A 24,069-nucleotide genomic window follows, 5' to 3' on the forward strand; every position below is an offset into this window, starting at 1 on the left:
TATAGAAATGGAGAGTTTGAGTTTTTACGAAAATCAATTTATAAAAGCAGATTCATTAATTTCTGAAGGAAATTCGGCAGATGCAAAAGAATTGCTGGAAGAAATTTTATCGCAATACCCTGATTTCGGCAAAGCGCATAATCATTTGGGATGGATTTACTACAATAAGCTAAGCGACTACGAAAGAGGAATTTATCACTATAAATTGGCAATGAAATTTGAGCCAAAATATGCGGCTCCATATTTAAATTATACTTATTTGCTTATTGATATTGGTCGTTATGCCGAAGCAAAAGAGCATATTAAATTTACAATAAGCAATTTAGAAAATGCAGATAACTCTTCTTATAACAGCGAATTAGGAAGAATGGCAGAATATGAAAACCAATATTCGGCAGCTTACAACTATTATAAAGAAGCTCAGAAAAATGCATTAAACCCAAATTTTATTGACAATATGAAGGCTAATATGAAAAGGGTTAAGGATAAAATGTCTATTTTTGAAAAATTAAAACTGAAATTGAAATAATACAAAAAAAATAATTGCAAGATGATTATAGAACCTAGAATGAGAGGATTTATTTGTTTGACTGCCCATCCAACGGGAGCTGAGCAAAATGTAAAAAATCAAATCGAATACGTAAAATCTAAAGGAGAAATTGCTGGTGCTAAAAAAGTTTTAGTAATCGGTGCTTCTACAGGTTTCGGATTAGCTTCAAGAATTACTAGTGCTTTTGGTTCTGGTGCATCAACAATTGGAGTGTTTTTTGAAAAACCACCAGTTGAAGGAAAAACAGCTTCTCCAGGATGGTATAATTCTGCAGCATTCGAAAAAGAAGCTCATAAAGCAGGTTTATATGCAAAAAGTATCAACGGTGATGCGTTCTCAAACGAAATCAAAAGAGAAACTTTAGATTTGATTAAAGCAGATTTAGGACAAGTAGATCTTATAATTTATAGTTTAGCGTCTCCAGTACGTACAAATCCAAATACGGGAGTTACTCATCGTTCAGTTTTAAAACCAATAGGACAAACTTTTACGAACAAAACAGTTGATTTTCATACAGGAAAAGTTTCAGATGTTTCTATCAATCCTGCAAATGAGGAAGATATTGAAAATACTGTAGCAGTAATGGGAGGTGAAGACTGGGCAATGTGGATTGATGCTTTGAAAGCTGAAAATTTATTAGCTGAAGGAGCTACAACAGTTGCTTATTCTTATATCGGACCATCTTTAACTGAAGCGGTTTACAGAAAAGGAACAATCGGTCGTGCAAAAGATCATTTAGAGGCTACGGCATTTACTATCGAAGATTCTTTAAAATCTATCGGAGGAAAAGCTTACGTTTCTGTAAATAAAGCTTTGGTTACTCAAGCAAGTTCTGCAATTCCAGTAATTCCATTGTACATTTCACTTTTATATAAAATCATGAAAGAAGAAGGAATTCACGAAGGATGTATTGAGCAAATTCAGCGTTTATTCCAAGACAGATTGTATAATGGTTCTGAAGTTCCGGTTGATGAAAAAGGAAGAATCAGAATTGATGACTGGGAAATGCGTGAAGATGTTCAGGAAAAAGTGGCTAAACTTTGGTTGGAAGCTACAACCGAAACATTACCAGAAATTGGTGATTTAGCTGGTTACAGAAGTGATTTCTTAAATTTATTCGGATTCGAAGTTCCTGGTGTTGATTACAACGCAGACACTAACGAAGTTGTTGAGATTGAAAGTATCAAATAATATATTTTTACTTAGTAAAACGAAAAACCATCAGCCAAAAGTTGATGGTTTTTTTGTGAATATACCATATCTTTGTTAAAATTTTAAAACAATAAAAATATACCCTTTAATAACGCACATTCTGCTATGATTTTTTCTTTAATTATACCCGTGTATAATCGTCCTGATGAAGTTGATGAGCTTTTGGAAAGTCTCTCAAAATCTGATTATAATGAAGCTTTTGAAATTGTTCTTGTCGAAGATGGATCTTCTATTCCATGTCGGGATGTGGTGATGAATTATCAAGGAAAATTAAATATATCATATTATTTCAAAGAAAACTCAGGTCCTGGAGATTCTAGAAATTTTGGGATGCAGAGAGCTAGAGGTGATTATTTTATCATTTTCGATTCAGATTGCATTATTCCATCGCAATATCTGACTGAAGTTCGTAAAGAATTAGATGCAAATTATGTGGACTGTTTTGGAGGTCCGGATAAAGCATTAGACAGCTTTTCTGATATTCAAAAAGCCATCAATTTTGCTATGACTTCTTTCTTGACGACAGGTGGAATTAGAGGTGGTTCGGAGAAGATAAACAAGTTTCAACCACGTAGTTTTAATATGGGTATTTCTAAGAAAGCTTTTGAGGCATCAAAAGGATTTGGAAACATTCATCCGGGGGAAGATCCAGATTTATCGATTCGTTTGTGGAATTTAGGCTTTGAAACAAGGCTTTTTAAGGAAGCTTATGTGTATCATAAAAGAAGAATCGATTGGGAAAAATTCTCAATTCAAGTAAACAAATTTGGTATTGCTAGACCGATTTTAAATAGCTGGTATCCAGAACATAATAAGTTAACGTTTTTCTTTCCGACTTTGTTTATACTCGGATTATTATTAGCTTTTTTACTGTTAATTTTCAATATCGATATTTTATTACAATTATATTTCGTATATTTCGTTATAATTTTTCTTACAGCTAGTATTCAAAATAAAAGTATCAAAATTGGATATCTGTCTGTAATTGCAGTGTGGAAACAGTTTTTTGGTTACGGAACAGGATTTTTAAAATCTTATATAAAAGTGATTTTATTAAAGAAAAAACCGCAGGAGGCTTTTCCGCGTATGTTTTTTAAATTATAAGAATGACAAAAGTTATTGGTCTTACAGGAGGAATTGGCAGCGGGAAAACGACTGTTGCAAACTATTTTCAAGAAATGGGCGTTCCTGTTTATATTGCCGATGACGGTGCTAAAAGAGTAATGCAGTCAAAAAATATTCTGGCAGAAGTAAAATCTGCATTTGGTGGCAATGTTTTTGATAATGATATTTTAAATCGTGCTAAGCTGGCACAAATTGTTTTTAATGATAAAGAACAATTGGCAAAATTAAATGCGATTGTGCATCCAGCAGTAAAATTAGATTTTGATGATTGGGTAAAAAAGCACATAAATAATGATTATGTAATGTATGAAGCCGCTATTTTGTTTGAAAGTGGCCGATATAAAGATTGTGACGTAATTATAACCGTAACAGCCCCCGAAGAGGTAAGGATTGATAGGGTTATGAAACGAGATAAAGCCACCCGCGAAGAAGTTTTAAGTAGAATGAAAATGCAGTGGAATGATGAAAAACGAATTTCTAATAGCAATTTCGTGATTAATAACAATAATCTTAAAAATGCTAAAGAAGAAGTTGTTAAAATTCTTAAAATTTTAAATATAAAACAAAAACAGTCTTAAATGTTAATATTTGGTTAATGTATTATTTAGTATATTGTTAAAATATTAATTTTGTTTCGATGAATAAATTATTTTTTAGAATACTTGTTTTATTGATGAGTTTGTCCTTGATAGGGATAATTCTGGTGCAAGTGTTTTGGTTCAATTCTTCGTTCAAAAATAATGAAGAGCAATTCAAATACCACGTTACTCAAGTAATTGGAAATGTTGCAGATAAACTGGAACAACAAGAAGAGTACAGTTTCTACGACAAATACAACCGTATAAAAGACAGTACGGGTAAAATTCCAAAAAAAGAAGATTTACTAGAAGTACTTTATGTACAAAGAAACACAAAAACGAATAAAACAATCGTTTATTCAAATACATTGACATCTGAAGATTACGATATCAATGGTTCTGTTTTTAACAAAAAATTCAGTAGTGAACGTTTTAAAAGTTTTAGTTCAAGAAGGGTAACAGAAGTTTATAATAACAATGGCGGAATTGACAATAATAATTTAGGACAAAGTATTATTCCGGATCAGAGATTTGAAAAATCAGGAAGTCTGGATATTTTGAACAAAGTCCAGCAGCAGATCCAGTATAAAGATATTGCCTCTTTAACCCCAATTGAAGGGAGAATTACAAAAGACAAACTTTATAAGTTATTAAAGAAAGAACTGGAAGAATATGGTGTAAAGACCAAATTTGAATTCGGCATATACAGTAGTGGCGTTCCAACAAAGATTAAATCCGATGGATTTCATTTTGATAAAGAATCCACATACGATATTCCAATTTATACAGATAATGAAGGGAATAGCAAATATGAATTATCAGTTACTTTTCCCCATAAAAAGAAATTCTTATTATCTGAATTATTAAGTATTACTATTTTATCAATAGTTTTTACATTAATTATAATAGTTGCATATACAAGTGCGTTAAATCAATTATTGCGTCAGAAACATATTTCTGAAATCAAGACAGATTTTATTAATAACATGACGCATGAGTTTAAAACTCCAATTGCAACTATAAACCTAGCATTAGATGCTATTAGAAGTCCGAAAGTTATTGAAGATAAAGAAAAAGTTTATCGTTATCTTCAAATGATTCGAGATGAAAACAAAAGAATGCACGCTCAAGTTGAGAATGTTCTCCGTATTTCAAAATTAGAAAAAAGAGAACTTGACATAACTAAAGAACCAACTGTAATTACAGATATAATTGACGATGCTATTGAGCATGTGAATCTTATTTTAGAAGACAGAAATGGTTCTGTAGTAAAGCATTATAACGCAGCAAGAACGACTTGTTTGATTAATGAAGTTCACTTTACAAATGTGCTGGTTAATATTTTGGAAAACGCCATTAAATATTCGCCAGATGCACCAGAGATTGAAATCTTTACTGAAAATATTAAAGATATGATTTTGATAAAAGTGAGAGATCATGGATTGGGAATGAGTAAGATAGCTCAAAAACGAGTGTTTGAGAAATTTTATAGAGAGCACACAGGGGATCTTCATAATGTAAAAGGACACGGATTAGGACTTGCTTACGTAAAAAGAATAGTAGAGGATCACAATGGTCAAGTATATGTAGAAAGCGAAAAAGGAAAAGGTAGCACCTTTATAATAAAAATACCATTAATAAATTAAAATATGGAAAATACTAACAAAAGAATACTTTTAGTAGAAGATGACCTAAATTTTGGGGCGGTTCTTAAAGATTATCTAATGTTAAATGACTTTGAAGTTACTTTAGCTAAAAACGGTATGGAAGGTTTCGAGAAGTTCAAGAAAGATGTGTACGATTTATGTATTCTTGACGTAATGATGCCTTATAAAGATGGTTATACTTTGGCCAAAGAAATTAGAGAGAAGAACAGTGAAGTGCCAATTATCTTTTTAACAGCAAAATCTATGAAAGAAGATGTGTTAAAAGGTTATAAAGCTGGTGCAGACGACTATTTAAATAAACCTTTTGATTCAGAAGTTCTTTTAATGAAGATTAAAGCAATCATTCAGAGAAAATCAGCTGATACAAAAGCAGAACAAGTACAGTTTGAATTTAATATTGGAAAATTCCACTTAAATTCGAAACTAAGATTCTTGACTTTCCAAGATGAAGAGCCAATTAAATTGTCTCCAAAAGAAAATGAATTGTTGAAAATGCTTATTCTTCATGAAAATGATTTAATGCCAAGAGAATTAGCTTTAACAAAAATATGGAGAGACGATAACTACTTTACATCAAGAAGTATGGACGTTTACATCGCTAAATTGAGAAAATATCTAAAAGCAGATGAAGATGTTGAAATCTTAAACATTCACGGAGAAGGTTTTAGATTGGTAATAAAAAGCAAAGTTTCTGAATAATCATTCAGGAAAAAATATAGAAGCTCTGAGAAATCAGGGCTTTTTTTGTGCATTTAGCTGAAATATTTTTGATTTATTTTAGTGATATAGATTTGCTTTTAATTGTTTGATTTTTAATGTGATAGTGTTGGTTTTGAAAGCTCTTGAAATATTGTTGGAATTTATTTCGAAGAATTTTCTTTAAATAAATTTGGAAAATCAAAAAAGTATTATGAATATTTGCACACGAAAAAAATAATAACCCTTTAAAAACGAAGAAAAAATGTTTGTACTTACATTGACATCTCAGAGCTTTACACCAAACGGATTTGGTGAAGCAATTCTTCGTGGCTTATTTCAATCTTAGAAATATACTTTTAGATATATATAAAAGCCCGAAGACATTTAGTTTCGGGCTTTTTTTATTCTAGACACTTCAAATTTTCCCGAACAATCGATTTTATTTATCCTTAACGGATAAAAGGTTTAAGCCTTTTGGGCTATTAATTTAATGCGCGATAATTTTTTTATGGAAAATTATACGGTAGACGAGTATGCTTTATGTACTCGTTTTAAAAGTAAAAGAAAGAAAAAGAGATTAGTAAAAGAAGATTTTGAAAAACAATTAATTCAGTTAAGAAAACTTGAAGTTGAACTTTGGAAAAAGCGTAAAGACTTACCATTGGTTCCTTTGGAAATTCCGTATCAAAAAGGATGGCAACGTAATTTTAAATTAAGAGATGATATTGCTAGATCTAATGAAGCACCATTTTACAGAGAATTATTGGAAAAAATAAATACATGGCAGTTTTCTCCTGAAAAATCTTTTAAAAGAAAGAAAAAGAGAAAAAGAAGAAATGTATATGTTGAAAAAATCCAGACTGTAAAAGAATTTTCGGAATGGGAATGGAGAAGTCCAAAATTAGAATTGACAGAAAAGGAAAAAATGCATTTTTATAAGCGAGAACGTTGGTGTAGCAATTTTAAGCGATATAAAATTCATTATGTGTTTAATGAACCTTGGCGTTACGTGCTTCGCGTTAGCCCATATATGATAACACATACCAAGATGGTCGATTCAGATTTGGAAAGCGAAATTCAGCTTCTTGATAATTATATTGTTAATCATAATCTGAGAAATAAAATAAACAGATTAATACACGGCAGTTCTTATAAATGGAGTTACTATGAAAAGGAGAATCCAAAAGAGATAAGCCCAATTAAAAATAAAAGTTTGCATGCTTTGTATCAGCAATATGCAGATGAAATGATAGAAAATCATGGGAAATAAATTATCTGGAAAAGACCTGATTAAATTAGGCTTTCCAAAAAACAATTCAATAAATATCGCCTTAGGGCAGATAAACAGATATAGAAAAAGAGAAAAAAAGGAATCTATTTTAACAGAAGCAAAAGATGTATTGCTAAATCCTGAAAAATATGAAGGAAATGGAACATGGGGTAAAGTCGCTGAAGGTTTAATCAAACCAGTTCAGGTAAGAATGCATCAGCTTAAAAATACAAGAGCGCCTTTTAAAATTTTTGGTGAGAATGAAATAGACGAACAAGCTAAATTTCAATTGTACGATTCGCTTAAACTTCCGGTATCAGTTGCTGGAGCTTTAATGCCAGATGCGCACTCAGGCTATGGATTGCCGATTGGAGGCGTTTTAGCAACAGACAACGCTGTGATTCCGTACGGAGTTGGTGTTGATATTGGATGCAGAATGAGTCTTTCAATCTTTGATTTGCCAGCTTCTCATTTTAAAGGAAAAGAACATCAATTAGAAGCTATTTTGAAAGACAATACAAAGTTTGGAATGTACGAGACGCATGCTTCAAGAGTAGATCATGAAGTATTTTATAAAAGTGAATTCAAGGATATTCCGTTGTTAAAGAATCTTTTACCAAAAGCTTACAAGCAATTGGGAACTTCAGGCGGAGGAAATCATTTTGTAGAATTCGGAATTGCAAAAATCGATAATCCAGAAAACGAATGGAAGCTTGAAAAAGGAGAATATTTTGCTGTTTTATCTCACAGTGGTTCCCGCGGATTGGGTGCTAATATTGCGAAACATTACACGTATTTGGCCACAAAACAATGTCCGTTGCCTAAAAATGTGCAGCATTTGGCGTGGCTAGATTTGAATACACATGACGGTCAGGAATATTGGCTGGCTATGAATTTAGCTGGAGAATATGCAAAAGCTTGTCACGATGATATTCATAGAAGAATTGCCAAAGCGATTGGAAAAAGAGTAGTGGTGACGATAGAAAATCACCACAATTATGCTTGGAAAGAAACGGTAAATGGTCAAGAATGTATTGTGCATAGAAAAGGAGCAACACCTGCAGGTGAAGGACAACTGGGAATTATTCCAGGTTCAATGACTGCGCCTGGTTTTATAGTAAAAGGAAAAGGAAATTCAGAAAGTTTAAATTCTGCTTCGCATGGTGCTGGACGTTTGTTTTCGAGAGCTAAATGCAAAAGTACTTTTACGCAAAGTGAAATCAAAAAGGTTTTGAAAGCCAACGATGTAACCTTGATTGGAGGAAATATTGATGAAGCGCCAATGGCATACAAAGACATTACAAAAGTGATGGCAAACCAAACTGATTTGGTGGAAGTTTTGGGAACTTTCACACCAAAGATTGTCAGAATGGATCGCTAAAAATAAAAAGATTATGGAAAGATTTCAAGACGAAAATAAATGGCTGGGAAATTTTTATAACGAGATTTTCGTAAAATGTCCCAAATGTGAATCTAAAGGAGTTTTAAAGGAAGTGCCTAGAAATTGTGAATGCGGAAAATGTACTACAATGGCTTTTGAATGCAAAACGTGTTTTTATAAAATTGATGAACCTGTTTATCAATACAAAGCATATGGAAAGCATTATTGTGGTAATTGTTTTGAAAAATTCGATTACGAATCTCAGATTTTTAAAGAGATTCCAGAAATATATCAGATTAAATGCCCGCATTGCAGTTTTCAGGAAGAAATAAAGCCAGGAGTTTCTAGAATTAGAAAAGAAACTAAGAAAGACGGTTTAATAAGAGAGCCATGGCATAATTTGCTTCTTTGGTTTCAAAAAGAAATAAAAGGAAATATTTTTTGGGTTTACAATTATGAACATATAATGTATTTGGAAAGATACATTAAAGCCGATTTAAGAGAAAGAAATAATAATGGGAGCGGTAATGGAACTATGGTTTCAAGACTTCCAAAATTTATTAAAGTAGCTAAAAACAGAGAAAAGCTTCTTAAGATATTAGAAAAATGGAAAGAATAATTCAGATAACAGCGGGTCGCGGACCTGCAGAATGCACTTGGGTGGTTGCCCAAGTGCTTAAAAAAGTACTCGAAGAAGCACAAGAACAACAATTGGACACAGTTTTACTGCAAAGAGAAGTGGGAACTGAAAACGGAACTGTTGAAACAGCTTCAATCGCTATTAAAGGAAAGAACGCCGATCAGTTTGTGAATTCTTGGATAGGAACAGTTCAATGGATTGGTCAAAGTCAGTTTAGGAAAATGCACAAACGTAAAAACTGGTTTATTGGAATCTTTGAAATTGAACCGCAGAAAAATACATCAGTTTCCGAAAATGATATTCAATATCAGGCCATGAGAAGTTCTGGTGCGGGTGGTCAGCACGTAAATAAAGTTAGTTCGGCAATCAGGGCGACGCATATCCCTACTGGAATCGCAGTAGTTTCCATGGACAGCCGTTCGCAGCACCAAAATAAAAAACTGGCAACAGAAAGATTAATTAAAAAACTAGAAGACGAGAAATTGATTCAGCTTAAGTATCACGTGGGAAAACAATGGGAAAATCAGCTTAATGTACAGCGAGGAAATCCAGTGAGAGTTTTTACCGGAAGTGATTTTAAAAAAAATAAAGTGGAGAAGAGTTACAAAGGAACTCGTCAGAAATTAAAAAACGATTTACGAAATGAGCATAATTAAAAACTTGGTCGCAAAAAATAATGATGATATGCGAATTGTATGTGACCAAAAAAAACAATACATATAGACACATAAAATGAAAGCAATTGATAAATACCTTTTTCAAGCTTTGGATAATTATCCTTATTCGCTTGAAGAAACTATAGAATCTTTGGATTATGCTTTTTCTTACGATTCAAAAAATACAATGATTTTGTGTTTATACGGAAGAATTCAGGCAGAACAATTAATGAATTATGAAGAGGCGAAATCTTATTTTCAGCAAGCTTTATCTATTAATATTCATGCTCTTGAAGTATATCCGTATTATTTGCAAACCTTGATTGTGAATGAAGATTATGAAGAAGCTCAAAAGCTAATTGATTTTGCTTTGACTGTAAAAGGAATAAACAAGTCTGAAATTTACATCAGAAAAGCAATTCTGTTAGAAGTACAGCATAAATTTAAAGATGCTTTAAAAGAAATTAAGCAAGCAAAATTACATTCTATTCAACATGATTATGACTCTGGAATTAGTGAAGTTGAGAAAAGAATTAAAGGTAAACTTGATTTGTTGAAAAAGAAGAAAGATAAAAAAACAAAAAAAGATTCTAAAAAGAAATCGAAATGATTTTAAACAAAAAACGATGCAAAATAGCATCGTTTTTTGTTTAATTAAGTTACAAACAGAGTTTGTGTGAATATTGTTAGGTTAAAGAAATTTTATTTCCAATGTAATTCTAAAGCAAAACACGTTTTTTCGCCTTTTGTAATACTAAATGTAGCTGTTGTATGATCGTCATCTTCACTTTCGTGAATGACAACATTATCTTGTAATGAAAGCTCTTTCATGAAATTCATTTCAAAGCTTTTTACTTCTTGTTTTAAAATTCTCTTAGGATCCACGTGATCTAAGCACCACTCGAGATATTTTACATTATTGACATGATTTACTATGTCAAGATCTGATAAATAAACTGTTTTTTCAAAAACAGCTTCTTTTTCGTGGTTGATGTTTATTTTAGAAAAACCTTCTTCCGTGGCTCTGTTTTCTGGGAATAATTCAAAATGTTCGTATGGCAAAGCCAATGCTTCTGGACGGCGTGCCTGAGTATTGAAAACAGCCCAGTAGGTTTCGCATCCTACAATTTTTTTTCCGTTTACATACATTTCAAGAGCACGAACAGAACGTGAATTCTCTAAACTATTAATCCAAGTTTTTACGGTTACAATATCCTGCCATTTTGGTAAAGCATGAACTTCTACGCGCATTCGGCTTAAAACCCACGCTTGATGAAATTCCTGCATATCATAAAAACTAATTCCTCCAACTTCTGAATGTGCAGCAGCAGTTAATTGTAAAATATTACACAAATCGGTGTATTTTAAATAACCTGCAGGAGTGCATTGTGTGAAATTGATTTCCCAGTCTTTACTTAAAACTGATGTGAAATTTGGTGATATTGGCATTGTTAATTTTAGATTTTAGATTGATGATTTTAGATTTTCTTCGATGTAATGAATAATCTCATTTCTATCAGTCGAATAATCAAACCATTTCGTGTTTTCATTTCGCTTAAACCAAGTTAATTGTCTTTTAGAAAATCTTCTTGTATTCTTTTTGATTTCTTGTACAGCAAAAGGCAAAGTGAATTCTCCATCAAAATAACTAAATAATTCTCTATAACCGACCGTTTGTAAAGCATTTAACTCTTTGTTAGGATAAAGAGATTTGGCTTCTTCCAATAATCCGATATCCATCATAATATCGACACGTTGGTTGATTCTGTTATAAATGATTTCTCGGTCGGCGTCTAAGCCAATTAAAATAGGAGCGAAGTCTCTATTGTTTTTCTTTAAATTTAAAAATGAAGAATATGGTTTTTGCGATCCAATACAAACTTCTACAAAACGCATCATTCGTTGTGGGTTTTGTAAGGTCTGGGGATTTTCGATTGTTATTTTTTGATAATAATCAGGATCTAAATTTTGTAATTGTTCTTGAAGATATTCGATTCCCAATTTTTCATAGTTTGAATTTACTTCGGTACGAATTTCTGGAGCAATTTCTGGAAATTCGTCAAAACCTTTCAAAACGGCATCGACGTATAATCCAGATCCGCCAATTAAAATTGCAAAATCATTGTTTTGGTATAATTCTTCTAGTTTTAAAAGTGCTTCTTTTTCGTAATCGCCAACGGTATAATTTTCGAAAATAGATTTGTTTTGAATAAAATGATGTTTTGCAGCACTTAATTCTTCCGGACTTGGAACAGCGGTTCCAATTGTCATTTCTTTAAAAAACTGACGGCTGTCGCAAGAAACAATTTCGCATTTAAAATGCTGTGCCAAAGCAATGCTTAGGGCTGTTTTCCCGATAGCTGTTGGTCCGACAATGGTAATTAGGTATTTCATATTTTTTAGCCCAGATGGAAATGGAAACCCCGGACTTATATTTGTTGAATTTTTTTGGTGTAAAAGAGCGACCAACGGAAGCTCCTTTTATGCCTTAAAAAATTACAAATATAAGGAGGAGTTGCAATGTACAGCTGGATTAGCTTCTAAAATTAATTATTTGGCAACTCTGTTCCGCATTCGTAACAATATTTTGCATTGTCAAAATGAACCTGCGACTGACATTTTCTGCATGTTTTTTTTCCGCTTACTGAATTGTTTCTTAAACTGCTTTTTGCAAATTCGGCTGTAACAATTCCTGTTGGAACAGCAATTATTCCGTAACCTAAAATCATTACAAATGCTGCAATAAATTGTCCTAAAGGAGTTTGAGGAGAAATGTCGCCATAACCCACGGTTGTTAAAGTAACAATTGTCCAATAAATTCCCATTGGGATACTTGTAAATCCTGATTCTCTGCCTTCAACCAAATACATGACTGTGCCGATTATAACGGTGCTGATTAAGACAAAATAAATGAAAACTAGGATTTTTTCTTTGCTGGCTTCTATAGCTTCTTTTAATTGTAAAGATTGATGATTAATTTGCGGAATATGCAAAATTTTGAACAATCGAAGAAAACGCAGTGCTCTTACGATGGATAAAATACTCGCGCCAGGAAAAAAGATCGATAAATACATTGGTAAGACGGCAAGCAAATCGATGATTCCGTAAAAGCTGAAAACGTATTTAACTGGTTTTTGAATAGATATAATTCTCAGTATATATTCGATGGTGAAAAAAACTGTAATTATCCATTCGCATATCAATAATTGTTCATGATATTTAGAACTGATTCCTTCTACAGTATCGAGCATGATTAGGAGAACACTCAGTAGGATTAACCCCAGCAATACTAAATCGAACATTCGTCCTAAAATGGTATTGGTACCATATAGAATAATTTTGACTTTTTCTCTGAAGATTTCGTATTGTGATTTTTTATTTTTCATATCATTAAAGATAATGAAAGTTTTGTTTTGTTAAAAATGAAGTATCTTTAATGATTTGCTTTTTCGGATGTAATTCTGAATGATATTTTTTACATCACGGTTGTGCTGCATTGGAATAAGAATGTTTTTGAGAATATCAATATTTGTGATTTGATGATTCAAATCGTAATAAGCATAACCTTGATATGTTCCGTTTTCTATTAAAATAGCACTTCTTTCGTTTACATTTCGACCTCTGTCTATTAAGATCATGCTTTTATTTTCGAAACTGTTTTCCGAGATAAACTGCTGTACTCTTAAATTGTAAACTTCTGGTGTAACTTCGCCAACGCAAGCGCCATCGCATTCTTTGATTTTATATTGAAAACACTCTTTTTTGGTCTGATATAAACCAGTTAGTTTTTGGCACAAATGATATTTTGCTGTAAACCTAAAAAGTGCATTTTTGCCTTCTTGTAAAGAAGCAAAAGATGTAATTTCTTTTTTACGTCCGTCTGCTTTTTCAAGTTTTAAATTGATATACCCGTTTTCGTCTTTTTCGGCATACAAGGCAAAAGGAAAAACAGTTTTCTTTTGCGAACGATTGTATCTCGGGCGATTTATTTTTACTTCCTGACTTTCTTTTAAAAGTGCGATTAATTCGCTTCCAGTTTCGTCGTAAGTTATGGTAAAAACTTCAGCCTGAATTCTTTTGCTTTTGGTTGTAACTCCAGTAAAATGCTGATTGACTCTCTTTTTGATGTTTTGACTTTTACCAATATAAATCAAAGTTCCACCTTCATTATAAATATAGTAAACACCAGTTTTGGCTGGCACTTGATTTAAGATGTCTAAGAGTTTTGGAGAAATGCCTTTTTCGACTTCGAGTTTTATAAAATCTTTTACAATTGTTTTCTCTGTGTCTTTTTCTAAAAGCATTTTGAACAGCTTTGTTGTTGCCATAGCGTCTCCGCTCGCACGATGCCTGTCTGCCATAGGAATTCCGAGCGCACGCACTAGTTTTCCTAGGCTATATGAGGGTTGTTCTGGAATTAGCTTTTTGGCTAATTCTACTGTGCAAAGTGTTTTGGCTTCGAAATCGTAGCCTAAACGACGAAATTCTGTTCTAAGAATTCTATAATCAAAAGAAGCATTGTGAGCCACAATTACAGAGTCTGAAGTAATTTCGATAATTCGTTTGGCGATTTCATAAAACTTTGGAGCAGAACGCAACATCGCATTATTGATTCCAGTCAGTTTCACTACAAAGGGCTGAATCGGAATTTCAGGATTGACAAGGCTAATGAATTGGTCTATTACTTCATGTCCATCAAATTTATAGATGGCGATTTCAGTAATTCCCTCTTCATTAAATTGTCCTCCTGTAGTTTCTATGTCTAGTATTGCGTACAAATTTAGTATTCAGTATAAAATTCAATATCAATAACAATTTCAAAAATCAATATCAATTTCAAAATTGTTATTGTAATTGCCATTAAATAGAACTATTTCTTATTTAGTATCATTTTTGATGAAATTGCAATCAGTTGTTCTACTTCGATTAGGAGTTTACTTCTTTTGCTATCATCACCTTCTTTTATATAATCTAGAATTTTTAATGAATTTCTTGATTCTTTTAATTCTTTTACAACTAATGAAACTTTAAAGATAAAATCTTTATCTGTTATTGTTCCTTGTGCTTCTCCAAAATTTAAAGATGCACTTCCAGAGGATCTAATCAGTTGATTTTTATGATATTCGTTTTCAAATATTTTTTCTAATTGTCTACTAAAGAAAATACATTCTCCAGCAAAACGAACTAATCGATCTTCAAAGTTGAATATTTTTTCCATTTAAAGTTTTAACTTTTGCAATTGATATTGATATTGAAAATTAACGGCCTCCAAAAATGCTGCTTCCAATGCGAACCATTGTACTTCCGCATTCTATTGCTAATTGATAATCTCCAGACATTCCCATCGAAATTGTAGAGACGGACTCCAGTGCGTCTTTACCATATCCGTCAATGTTTTTTAATGAATCAAAAATAGATTTTAAATGGGTAAATTCTTTTTTAATCTGGTTTTGATCTTCTGTGAAAGTTGCCATTCCCATTAAACCTAAGATACGAATATTTTTTAACTCTTTAAACTCTGGAGAAGTTAAAAGTTCATTTAATTCGTTTTCGTCTAAACCAAATTTAGATTCTTCTTCTGCAATATAAATTTGAAGAAGGCAATCTATAATTCTTTTATTTTTTAAAGCTTGTTTATTGATTTCCTGCAATAATTTTAAACTGTCAACACCATGAATCAAAGTGACATAAGGTGCCATAAATTTGACTTTATTGGACTGAACATGGCCAATCATGTGCCACTGAATGTCTTTTGGCATTTGTTCCCATTTCTCCGTCATTTCTTGAATTTTGTTTTCTCCAAAAATGCGTTGGCCTGCTTCGTAAGCTTGTAATAAGTCTGAAACAGGTTTTGTTTTAGAAACGGCAACTAGTGTTACATGTTCAGGTAAAGTTGCTTTGATTGTATTTAAGTTCGATTGAATCGACATGATATTTCTTTTTTATAAGAACTGCTTCGAGATTTTCTCTGCTTTTTTACTTTCGCTGTAATCGTAAAAACCTTCTCCAGATTTAACGCCTAATTTTCCTGCTCTAACCATATTTACTAAAAGTGGGCAAGGAGCATATTTTGGGTTTTTGAATCCGTCGTACATTACATTTAAGATTGCTAGACAAACGTCAAGCCCAATAAAATCAGCTAATTGAAGCGGTCCCATTGGGTGTCCCATTCCTAATTTCATTACGGTGTCAATTTCGTAAACTCCCGCAACTTTGTTATATAACGTTTCTATTGCCTCATTTAGCATTGGCATTAAAATTCTATTTGCTACGAAACCTGGATAGTCGTTTACTTCAACAGGAACTTTACCTAATTTTTCAGATAAAGTCATGATGATTTTAGTTACTTCATCGCTTGTATTGTATCCGCGAATGATTTCGACTAATTTCATAATCGGCACCGGATTCATAAAGTGCATTCCGATAACACGCTCAGGATGTGCTACAACAGCTCCAATTTGTGTAATTGAAATAGAAGAAGTATTAGTTGCTAAAATAGTATTATGCGAGCAGTATTCGTTTAATTGTTTGAAGATGTTTAGTTTCAACTCCACATTTTCAGTTGCTGCTTCGACTACCAAATCAACACCCACAACACCGTCTTTTATGTCTGTATACGTGATAATATTGGTAATTGTTTTGGCAACGTCTTCCTGAGTAATCGTTCCTTTAGACAGCATACGGTCTAAGTTTGCCGCAATGGTTGCCATTCCTTTATCTAATGATTTTTCAGAAACGTCGATTAATTTTACCGTAAATCCGCTTTGCGCAAAAGTATGCGCAATTCCATTACCCATTGTTCCTGCTCCAATTACAGCTATTGTTTTCATATTTTGATAGATATTTTTTTATGATTTAGCCACGAATTCACTAATTAATTCGTGAATTCGTGGCTACCTTATTTTTTGAAATTTACTTATTTATTGAAACAATCAATAATTTGATAAGCCACGCGCAACGCATCTGTAGCTTGTTCTAATGTAACAACTGGCGTGGTATCTGTATTGATTGCATGTGCAAAAGACTCTAATTCGTCCAGAATAGCGTTGTTTTGCTCCACATCTGGATTGGTGAAATAGATTTGTTTTTTTACACCTTCAGCGTTTTGAAGAATCATGTCAAAATCTCCAGGAACTTCTGGGGCATCTTTCATACGTACTACTTCGCATTTCTTTTCTAAGAAGTCAACCGAAATGTAAGCATCTTTTTGGAAGAAACGTGATTTACGCATGTTTTTTAATGAAATTCTGCTTGCTGTTAAGTTTGCCACACAACCATTTTCGAATTCGATTCTGGCATTGGCAATATCGGGAGTATCGCTAATTACAGATACACCACTGGCGTGAATATCTTTTACTTTTGAATTTACTACACTTAAAATTGCATCGATATCATGAATCATTAAATCTAAAACCACAGGAACGTCTGTACCACGCGGATTAAATTCAGCCAAACGATGTGTTTCTATAAACATTGGATTTTCGATCATGTTTTTTGTAGCGATAAAAGCAGGATTAAAACGCTCTACGTGACCAACTTGCCCTTTTACATTGTATTCTTTAGCTAAAGCGATAATTTCTTCGGCTTCTTCTACAGTGTTGGCAATTGGTTTTTCAATAAAGATATGTTTTCCTGATTTGATGGCAACTTTTGCACATTTATAGTGTGAAAGTGTTGGAGTTACAATATCAATCACGTCGACAGCGTGAATTAGTTTTGCAATTGTGCTGAAGTTTTTATAGCCAAACTCTTTAGAGATTCTTTCGGCATTTTCTTGATTTTCGTCGTAAAATCCAACTAATTCGTATTTGTCAGATTGTTGTAATAAGCGTAAATGTATTTTACCAAGATGACCAGCACCTAAAACTCCTACTTTTAACATGAGAATGTATTTTAAACAAAAATATAATTTATTTGTTTACCGTGAAAATGAATTTAACTAATTGTGAGTTGCGAATTATGAATTGTAAACTATTAGCCACGGCTTTTGACTTTCTATTTTTGACTTTCGACATTATTAATTTATTATTTAAAAATCAATATTTGAAATCCTGTTTTGTTTCTTATTTTTGCGAAAATAAAACCTACCCATTTTGAAAGACACTGCCAAACATCAAGGACTTCGTAATCAATTAGTAACCACTTTAGAGCAAAAAGGAATTACTGATAGAGCGGTTTTGGATGCCATTAAAAAAATCCCAAGACACCTTTTTTTAAATTCAAGTTTTGAAGATTTCGCTTATCAAGACAAAGCATTTCCTATTGGGGCAGGACAAACTATTTCTCAACCTTATACGGTGGCCTTTCAGTCGCAATTGCTTGAAGTTAAGAAAGATCATAAGATTTTAGAAATCGGAACCGGTTCGGGTTATCAGACCGCAGTTTTGTTTATGCTTGGAGCAAAAGTGTATACAATTGAAAGACAAAATGAGCTATTTAAAACAACGTCTAATTTATTTCCAAAATTAAACATTCGCCCTAAACATGTTACTTTTGGAGATGGTTATAAAGGATTGCCAAATTTTGCTCCGTTTGACAGTATTATAGTTACAGCAGGTGCGCCTTTTATTCCGCAGCCTTTAATGGCTCAGTTGAAAATAGGAGGAAGGCTTGTTATTCCATTAGGAGAAGATGTTCAGATTATGACTTTATTAATTAGAAAGAATGAAACTCAATTTGAAAAACATGAGTTTGGAGAGTTTAGATTTGTTCCTTTATTAGAAGATAAAAATTAATACGAAGCCCAGTTTAGCTGGGCTTTTTTATTTTTCGATTAATTGTATTGCTCTTTTTAGATTTTCTTTTTCGATTCTAATTATATAATTAATAAAAATTGATTTATCATTCTGAATCTGACTTTCTTCCAAAACAGAAAAATACTCCTCTATACTCTTTTGATTTTCATCAATTGTGACATATGTGTAATTATGTTGGATTAAAATCCAGTTTAATGCTAGGTTTGCCATTTGAAGATTTCCATTTTCAAAAGGCTTAATTTCAGTTATTCTTAGATGAGCTTCAGATGCGAGAATTAGCGGATGAAGATTGTTTTTTTGCGATTCGAACCAATTAAAAAATAAATTCATTTCGCGTATAATAAGTTTGTCATTTACATATTTTCCAGAACTTTCAGATTCGAATCCTTTAAAAATAATAGTATGAAGCAAAAGAAAATCTTTTTCATTTAATGCTATTTTCTTTTGAGTTAGATCTTTAATGTATAATGTTGCTTCTTGAAAATTGATAGCTTCAATATGATTTTGCATACTTTTTCCAGAAATGGTCAATCCTTCATTTAAGACCAGTTTAGTTTCTTCCAATGTTAGCGGATTCCTGTTTAAGTGAATACTTTTAAAAATAAATTCTATTTCTAAAGTTTTTGAAATTTGACGGTACTCAAAATGATTAAAAGAATGAATTTTATTTTTTAAGATTTCAATTTCATCCAATATATTTTGAATTGAAGATAGTAATGCTGAGTTGATTTCTTTTTTATTATTTTGAATTTCTTGTTCAGCTAAAATTAAGGCTTTCAATGCAAATTCTTCATTACCAATTTCATAAAGAATTTTCTCTTTAAGCCACGCTACCATCAAAGTTTCATAATCAATCTCTAAAAGTTGAGATAATTTAGTTACTTGGTCTTTTGTTGGTTTTCGAGTTCCAGATTCAAATTTGCTGATCAAAGCCTGATCGATATCAGCAAGCTGAGCTAACTCACGAGTTTTTAAACCTTTCTGTTCTCTAGCGTTTTTTAAAAGTGATTTCATTTTATGAAAGATTTAGTCTTGACAAAATTAGTCAATTTTTTTAGCAAAAGAAAAGCAACATTTTTGAAATGCTGCTCTTGCTATTTTATTTTGGAGGAAGCGATCCGTCTTTTCTCATTTCTTTCACAACGGCTTGCATTATCGCATCAACGGTTTGCCCTAAATCGGTAACATATTGTGATTCTGTAGTTCCTGTCCAGATTAGTTTATTTTGTTTTAGCGAAAACACATTGGTTTCTACCATGTATGACGTAGTTTCTTGGTAATATCCAGGATCGTAAAAGTTTGGAGAATACATTCCGTACCAGTTTCCAAAACCATAACCGTACATTCCCGTATACATTCCGTCAAAACCGCCATAGTACATTCCTGTATAAGTGCCAGGAACATAATTAACTTCTTTTTCTTTGCTGACTAATCGCATACTGATTACGCCATCAAAATTTTCGTCTTGCAAAACTTTTAGTTTTTGTTCTTGTGTTAATTGTGAAGTTGCATTTAAGTATTGGTACGAAGTCTTAAATATAGGACTGCTGGCTGCAATTCTGTTTTCGGTAATTCGTCTCGAAGCTTCATCTTTGACCAAAGCTACAACCAAAACTTTTTTAAATTGTTCCTGAGTGATCGTCACATCAGGATCTCTCCAGCTGTTTACAATAGAAGTATTACTGCCACAACTTGAAAACGCTGCAATAGCGAAAAACAAAACGAAGTACTTTTTCATATTTTACAGTTAAATTGGTTATAAGTAAAAATAATTATAAAATGTTAATTATAAGTGTTTTGTGTAAAAATAAAAAAGCTTACTAGTTGTAAGCTTTTTTAATGCGGTCTAAATCTCGTTTAGTGTCTTGCTCTTTTAAAGATTCGCGTTTGTCATAGTTTTTCTTTCCTTTACAAAGGCCAATCTGTAATTTGGCTAAACCTTTTTCATTGGTAAACAATTTCAAAGGAATAATAGTAAGTCCTTTTGCCTGAACACTTTTATGTAGCGTTTTTAACTCTTTTTTGTTTAAAAGTAATTTTCGCTCACTTCTAGATTTATGATTGAATTGATTTCCAAAAGAATATTCTTCAATATAAGTATTAATGGCAAAAAGTTCCATACCACTGAATTCACAAAAACTTTCGGTAATGTTTGCTTTCCCTAAACGTATAGATTTAATTTCTGTTCCTGCCAAAACAATTCCAGCAGTGTACGTATCGATTATTTCGTAATCGAATCGTGCTCTTTTGTTTAATATATTGACTGATTTTATCATGGGTGCAAATGTAAGACAAAATTGAAAAATTTCATGAGGGCTAAGATAATTAAAGTTTTTTTTTAATCTATGATTTTAGTCAGTATTAAGCCAAAAGCTTACTCATAAGTTTGTCAAGTAATTAAAAATAAAATAAAAATGAAAAAGATTGTAACATTAGTGAGTATGGTATTAATCGGTCTAACTGCTAAAGCCCAAGATTCAACTCAAGGACTAAAAGGAGCATGGTTTGCAACCTCTCAATTCGGTTATCAACAAACTAAAACGGCAGATGATAAAAACACTACTTTATCTGTGCTGCCAATTGTTGGAACATTTGTAACACCATCTGTTGCTGTAGGTGCAGGAGTTGGTTTTATTAATATTAAAGCAGATTCTGATGCTGGAACTGCAGCAAAAACAAATCTATTTGTAGCGCAGCCTTTAGTTAGAAAATATTGGAATGTTGCGGGTTCACTTTATTTCTTTGGACAATTGGCAGTGCCTATTATTACTGGCAAAGAAAAAGAAAGTGAGTTAAAAGTAAATCAGGTTGGATTGTCTTTATCAGGCGGATTTGATTATTTCGTGACTAAGAATTTCTCTGTGGAGTTTTCTTATGATTTGGCAAACTTTACATCAACAACACTTGATCCTAAAACTGGAGACAAAACTACAGTTACCAATTTTGGTTTAGCGCATGTTGCAAATGTAGATCCTTTTTACAATACAGCTTTAGCGGGAAGTAACCCAAATTTGACTTCTCCTGTTTCTGTAGGTTTTAAATTTATATTCTAATTTATTCTTTATTTGATTAACGTGAAATTCTTTTAGTAATTTTACAAAAAAAAGACCGTACTATAAAATACGGTCTTTTTGATATTATTTAAAAAGTATAATATGCAAAATCAATCTAAAGATCCTCTTCACGGAATCACACTTCAAAAAATTGTCGAAACTTTAGTCAATTATTACGGGTTTGATACTTTAGGAGAATTAATTCCAATTAAGTGTTTTCAATCAAACCCTAGTGTGAAATCGAGTCTTACTTTTTTAAGAAAAACAGATTGGGCGCGTAAAAAAGTAGAAGATCTTTATATAAAAACGCTTCCTAAGCTCAGCTGATTCTTATAATTTGTAAGAGATCATAACACCTCCGCGATACGGAAGCCATTCGCCGCTTTTATTCCAGTGAACGGCCTTTTCATACCTTCCTGGTGTCCCATCGTTATAATATCCGTGATAAAATCCCTGATGCCATCCGCCGCCTACAAAAAAGTCAAGTAAAAATTTATCATTTAGTTTTAGGTTGTAACCAACTGTAGCACCGAGTCTGTAGCCAAAACCGTCTTCATATTTATTGCTATTCCAGTAATTCCATTTTTGCAATTCGTATTTGTCGGCTCCAATATGTCCTCCTACATAAAAACCGTTATATTTTTCTTTAAAATGGTAACGTACTTCTGGAGTAACAGTAATAAATTTCATTGGATTATGTCCGTTAAATGACTCCCAAAACGAAGCCATTACATCGGCACTAAAAGTAGTTTTTTCTCCTATACTGGTTTCAATGCCAATATTTGGGATAGCAAGCAAAGCAGTCGCTCCGTTAAATTTTACAAATGTCTGACTTTGTAATTGCATACAAAATAAAAGAACAAGTAGGACGGGTATTTTTTTCATAAAAATGTTTTCGATTCAAAACAAGCCATTTTAGCTGATTTCGAGCGCAAATATAACGTATAATGCTAGACAACAATTGCCTATAAGATTATTTTAACAAGAATAAAAATCTACTTTTCTAATAATGAATAAATTACCTTATCTAGAAATTTTCCTTCCCAAAATTCTGATTCTTTAAAATGAGCTTCTTTAACAAATCCACATTTTTGTAATACTTTTTCTGAAGCATAATTTTCTGGATCAATTACAGCTTCTATAGAGTGAAGTTTTAAATCTTCAAAACCAAATTTAATTAGTCGGTTTACAGCTTCTGGAATAATTCCTTTTCCATGATAATCAGCTGAAAGCATATAACCTATTTCTGCTCGATAATTTTCAGGTTGCAATCTGTAAAAACCAATAATTCCCAGTAATTTAGGATTACCTTTTAGTCTGATACTCCAATTTATTCCAGTATTATCGTCAATTTTATCATTGATTATTTTGATGTGTTCCAAGGCATCTTCATGATTTTTTGCTAAAGGCCTTGGAATAAATTTCATAATTTCAGGATTAGAACGCAGTTCAAAAACCTCCTGTACGTCTTTGTTATTAAGCCTATCTAGAAGTATACGTTCTGTTTCTATTACAGGAAATGGAGTAAAGTTAAAATCTAACATTTTCTTTGTTATAATGTTGTTATACTAAATTTTGCACTGAAATCTTTGTTTGCTTCCAATGTCAAAATCCCTTCTTTTTGGTATAAATCGCCTGTGTTTTCATCAGTGTCCGAATATCCAAGCCACGGTTCAATACAGATAAAAGGCGCATTTTCTTTTGTCCAGATTCCTAAACTTGGAAAATCATAGTAATCAACCTTTACATAAGGTTTTGAATTATTCAAAATAGTTAAAGATTTTGATTCTAATGTTTTAAAGATTAAAGCATCGTTTTTAAATAGCTCATAATTTAAAGAAACTAAATTATTTTTGGTTTCTAAAATTTTAGTTTTAGATGAAATCAAATCGTTTTCAAGAAGGTAATATTTTAAATTTTCCTCTTTTTCAAATTGAAGGGCATAATTTTCAAAATGATCAGGAAGAGCGATTGCTGGGTGCGCTCCAATAGAAAAAGGCATTTTTTCTTTTCCTTTATTAATGACTTTGTATTCAAGCTCCAATGCGTTTTCATTAAGCGTATAAATAAGCTGTAATTCAAACTCAAAAGGATATTTCTGCAATGTTTCTTCAGAAGATTGAAGAGAGAAAACGGCTTTGTTTTCAATCTTTTCGATCAATTCAAAATCTATGTCACGAGCAAAACCATGACGAGGCAGATGATATTCTTTTCCGTTGATTGTGTAAGCGTTATTTTTTAAAGTTCCTACAATTGGAAAAAGAACAGGAGAATGTTTGCCCCAAAAATCTGGATTGCCTTCCCATATATATTCGTTTTCTTGATTGTCTTTTAATGAAAATAATTCAGCTCCAGCATGTTTGATAGAAGCTTTTAATATTGAATTTGAAATAGTTGTAGTCACAATGTTAGATATAAAATGAATGTTTTTTTATAGAGATGTAAATATATTTTATAAAATTTAGTTTTTTAAGAAAAAGGC

At 32.2% G+C, this 24,069-nt stretch carries 28 protein-coding genes; 14 read left to right on the top strand and 14 right to left on the bottom strand.

Features of this window, described 5'->3' with window-relative positions; all coding sequences use genetic code 11:
* The first annotated feature begins 7 nt into the window (after nt 1–7).
* From M0M44_RS15010 to M0M44_RS15060, 11 genes are all read left to right on the top strand, one after another.
* Nucleotides 8–529 (top strand): tetratricopeptide repeat protein, encoded by a 522-nt coding sequence (locus M0M44_RS15010; protein ID WP_248726380.1) that lies wholly within the window; start codon nt 8–10, stop codon nt 527–529.
* Nucleotides 530–550: 21 nt separating this feature from the next.
* Nucleotides 551–1,741, top strand: a complete 1,191-nt coding sequence (gene fabV, locus M0M44_RS15015) for an enoyl-ACP reductase FabV (protein WP_248726381.1) — start codon at nt 551–553, stop codon at nt 1,739–1,741.
* A gap of 126 nt (nt 1,742–1,867) precedes the next feature.
* Nucleotides 1,868–2,866, top strand: coding sequence for a glycosyltransferase family 2 protein (locus M0M44_RS15020; protein WP_248726382.1), 999 nt, complete (start codon nt 1,868–1,870; stop codon nt 2,864–2,866).
* Nucleotides 2,867–2,868: 2 nt separating this feature from the next.
* Nucleotides 2,869–3,465: a dephospho-CoA kinase gene (gene coaE, locus M0M44_RS15025; RefSeq protein WP_248726383.1), complete on the top strand. Its 597-nt coding sequence runs from the start codon at nt 2,869–2,871 to the stop codon at nt 3,463–3,465.
* Nucleotides 3,466–3,524: 59 nt separating this feature from the next.
* Nucleotides 3,525–5,111: a sensor histidine kinase gene (locus M0M44_RS15030; protein WP_248726384.1), complete on the top strand. Its 1,587-nt coding sequence runs from the start codon at nt 3,525–3,527 to the stop codon at nt 5,109–5,111.
* A 3-nt stretch (nt 5,112–5,114) separates the two neighbouring features.
* Nucleotides 5,115–5,831 carry a response regulator transcription factor gene (locus M0M44_RS15035; protein ID WP_095927693.1) on the top strand — a complete coding sequence of 239 codons (717 nt, stop codon included), beginning with the start codon at nt 5,115–5,117 and terminating at the stop codon, nt 5,829–5,831.
* Nucleotides 5,832–6,339: 508 nt separating this feature from the next.
* Entirely contained in the window at nt 6,340–7,101 is a 762-nt protein-coding gene (locus tag M0M44_RS15040) for a hypothetical protein (protein WP_248726385.1), read from the top strand.
* Nucleotides 7,091–8,482 carry an RtcB family protein gene (locus M0M44_RS15045; protein ID WP_248726386.1) on the top strand — a complete coding sequence of 464 codons (1,392 nt, stop codon included), beginning with the start codon at nt 7,091–7,093 and terminating at the stop codon, nt 8,480–8,482. Before M0M44_RS15040 ends, M0M44_RS15045 begins: the two co-directional genes overlap by 11 nt.
* 13 nt (nt 8,483–8,495) lie before the next feature.
* Nucleotides 8,496–9,101, top strand: coding sequence for a hypothetical protein (locus tag M0M44_RS15050; RefSeq protein WP_248726387.1), 606 nt, complete (start codon nt 8,496–8,498; stop codon nt 9,099–9,101).
* Nucleotides 9,089–9,778 carry a peptide chain release factor H gene (gene prfH, locus M0M44_RS15055; RefSeq protein WP_248726388.1) on the top strand — a complete coding sequence of 230 codons (690 nt, stop codon included), beginning with the start codon at nt 9,089–9,091 and terminating at the stop codon, nt 9,776–9,778. The genes M0M44_RS15050 and prfH overlap by 13 nt, the downstream gene beginning before the upstream one ends.
* A gap of 76 nt (nt 9,779–9,854) precedes the next feature.
* A complete protein-coding gene (locus M0M44_RS15060) occupies nt 9,855–10,388 on the top strand; it encodes a hypothetical protein (RefSeq protein WP_248726389.1) in 534 nt (177 codons plus the stop codon).
* A 92-nt stretch (nt 10,389–10,480) separates the two neighbouring features.
* On the opposite strand, the gene M0M44_RS15065 is transcribed toward M0M44_RS15060, so the two are convergent.
* The 8 genes from M0M44_RS15065 to M0M44_RS15100 all read right to left on the bottom strand — a co-directional run bounded on the left by M0M44_RS15065 (nt 10,481) and on the right by M0M44_RS15100 (nt 17,660).
* Entirely contained in the window at nt 10,481–11,227 is a 747-nt protein-coding gene (locus M0M44_RS15065) for an acyl-[acyl-carrier-protein] thioesterase (protein WP_248726390.1), read from the bottom strand.
* Nucleotides 11,228–11,242: 15 nt separating this feature from the next.
* Nucleotides 11,243–12,172, bottom strand: coding sequence for a tRNA (adenosine(37)-N6)-dimethylallyltransferase MiaA (gene miaA / locus M0M44_RS15070; protein ID WP_248726391.1), 930 nt, complete (start codon nt 12,170–12,172; stop codon nt 11,243–11,245).
* A gap of 152 nt (nt 12,173–12,324) precedes the next feature.
* Nucleotides 12,325–13,164 carry an ion transporter gene (locus M0M44_RS15075; RefSeq protein WP_248726392.1) on the bottom strand — a complete coding sequence of 280 codons (840 nt, stop codon included), beginning with the start codon at nt 13,162–13,164 and terminating at the stop codon, nt 12,325–12,327.
* A gap of 30 nt (nt 13,165–13,194) precedes the next feature.
* On the bottom strand, nt 13,195–14,556 hold the full coding sequence (locus tag M0M44_RS15080; RefSeq protein ID WP_248726393.1) for an exonuclease domain-containing protein: 1,362 nt from the start codon (nt 14,554–14,556) through the stop codon (nt 13,195–13,197).
* 92 nt (nt 14,557–14,648) lie between these two features.
* Nucleotides 14,649–14,996, bottom strand: coding sequence for a four helix bundle protein (locus M0M44_RS15085; protein ID WP_248726394.1), 348 nt, complete (start codon nt 14,994–14,996; stop codon nt 14,649–14,651).
* Nucleotides 14,997–15,036: 40 nt separating this feature from the next.
* Nucleotides 15,037–15,708, bottom strand: a complete 672-nt coding sequence (locus M0M44_RS15090) for a YggS family pyridoxal phosphate-dependent enzyme (RefSeq protein ID WP_248726395.1) — start codon at nt 15,706–15,708, stop codon at nt 15,037–15,039.
* Nucleotides 15,709–15,720: 12 nt separating this feature from the next.
* A complete protein-coding gene (locus M0M44_RS15095; protein ID WP_095927681.1) occupies nt 15,721–16,608 on the bottom strand; it encodes a 3-hydroxyacyl-CoA dehydrogenase family protein in 888 nt (295 codons plus the stop codon).
* Between the two features lie 86 nt (nt 16,609–16,694).
* Nucleotides 16,695–17,660, bottom strand: a complete 966-nt coding sequence (locus tag M0M44_RS15100) for a Gfo/Idh/MocA family protein (protein ID WP_248726396.1) — start codon at nt 17,658–17,660, stop codon at nt 16,695–16,697.
* A gap of 211 nt (nt 17,661–17,871) precedes the next feature.
* On the opposite strand from M0M44_RS15100, the gene M0M44_RS15105 reads away from it, so the two are divergent.
* A complete protein-coding gene (locus M0M44_RS15105) occupies nt 17,872–18,513 on the top strand; it encodes a protein-L-isoaspartate(D-aspartate) O-methyltransferase (RefSeq protein ID WP_248726397.1) in 642 nt (213 codons plus the stop codon).
* A 27-nt stretch (nt 18,514–18,540) separates the two neighbouring features.
* On the opposite strand, the gene M0M44_RS15110 is transcribed toward M0M44_RS15105, so the two are convergent.
* From M0M44_RS15110 to smpB, 3 genes are all read right to left on the bottom strand, one after another.
* Entirely contained in the window at nt 18,541–19,548 is a 1,008-nt protein-coding gene (locus tag M0M44_RS15110) for a helix-turn-helix domain-containing protein (protein WP_248726398.1), read from the bottom strand.
* 85 nt (nt 19,549–19,633) lie between these two features.
* On the bottom strand, nt 19,634–20,272 hold the full coding sequence (locus tag M0M44_RS15115; RefSeq protein ID WP_248726399.1) for a hypothetical protein: 639 nt from the start codon (nt 20,270–20,272) through the stop codon (nt 19,634–19,636).
* Between the two features lie 82 nt (nt 20,273–20,354).
* Nucleotides 20,355–20,810, bottom strand: a complete 456-nt coding sequence (gene smpB / locus M0M44_RS15120) for an SsrA-binding protein SmpB (RefSeq protein WP_095927676.1) — start codon at nt 20,808–20,810, stop codon at nt 20,355–20,357.
* Between the two features lie 138 nt (nt 20,811–20,948).
* Here smpB and M0M44_RS15125 point away from each other — a divergent pair, with 138 nt between their 5' ends.
* The gene (locus M0M44_RS15125) at nt 20,949–21,587 is read left to right on the top strand and encodes a porin family protein (RefSeq protein ID WP_248726400.1); all 639 of its coding nucleotides are present in this window, start codon (nt 20,949–20,951) and stop codon (nt 21,585–21,587) included.
* Nucleotides 21,588–21,689: 102 nt separating this feature from the next.
* Entirely contained in the window at nt 21,690–21,914 is a 225-nt protein-coding gene (locus M0M44_RS15130; RefSeq protein ID WP_248726401.1) for a VF530 family protein, read from the top strand.
* Nucleotides 21,915–21,917: 3 nt separating this feature from the next.
* On the opposite strand, the gene M0M44_RS15135 is transcribed toward M0M44_RS15130, so the two are convergent.
* The 3 genes from M0M44_RS15135 to M0M44_RS15145 all read right to left on the bottom strand — a co-directional run bounded on the left by M0M44_RS15135 (nt 21,918) and on the right by M0M44_RS15145 (nt 23,991).
* Nucleotides 21,918–22,472 (bottom strand): DUF3575 domain-containing protein, encoded by a 555-nt coding sequence (locus M0M44_RS15135; RefSeq protein WP_248726402.1) that lies wholly within the window; start codon nt 22,470–22,472, stop codon nt 21,918–21,920.
* 110 nt (nt 22,473–22,582) lie between these two features.
* Nucleotides 22,583–23,131 carry a GNAT family N-acetyltransferase gene (locus M0M44_RS15140; protein WP_248726403.1) on the bottom strand — a complete coding sequence of 183 codons (549 nt, stop codon included), beginning with the start codon at nt 23,129–23,131 and terminating at the stop codon, nt 22,583–22,585.
* Between the two features lie 8 nt (nt 23,132–23,139).
* Nucleotides 23,140–23,991, bottom strand: a complete 852-nt coding sequence (locus M0M44_RS15145; RefSeq protein ID WP_248726404.1) for an aldose 1-epimerase family protein — start codon at nt 23,989–23,991, stop codon at nt 23,140–23,142.
* Between the last annotated feature and the right edge of the window lie 78 nt (nt 23,992–24,069).

Origin of the sequence: Flavobacterium humidisoli (assembly GCF_023272795.1) — a bacterium.
Taxonomy (GTDB): Bacteria; Bacteroidota; Bacteroidia; order Flavobacteriales; family Flavobacteriaceae; genus Flavobacterium; species Flavobacterium humidisoli.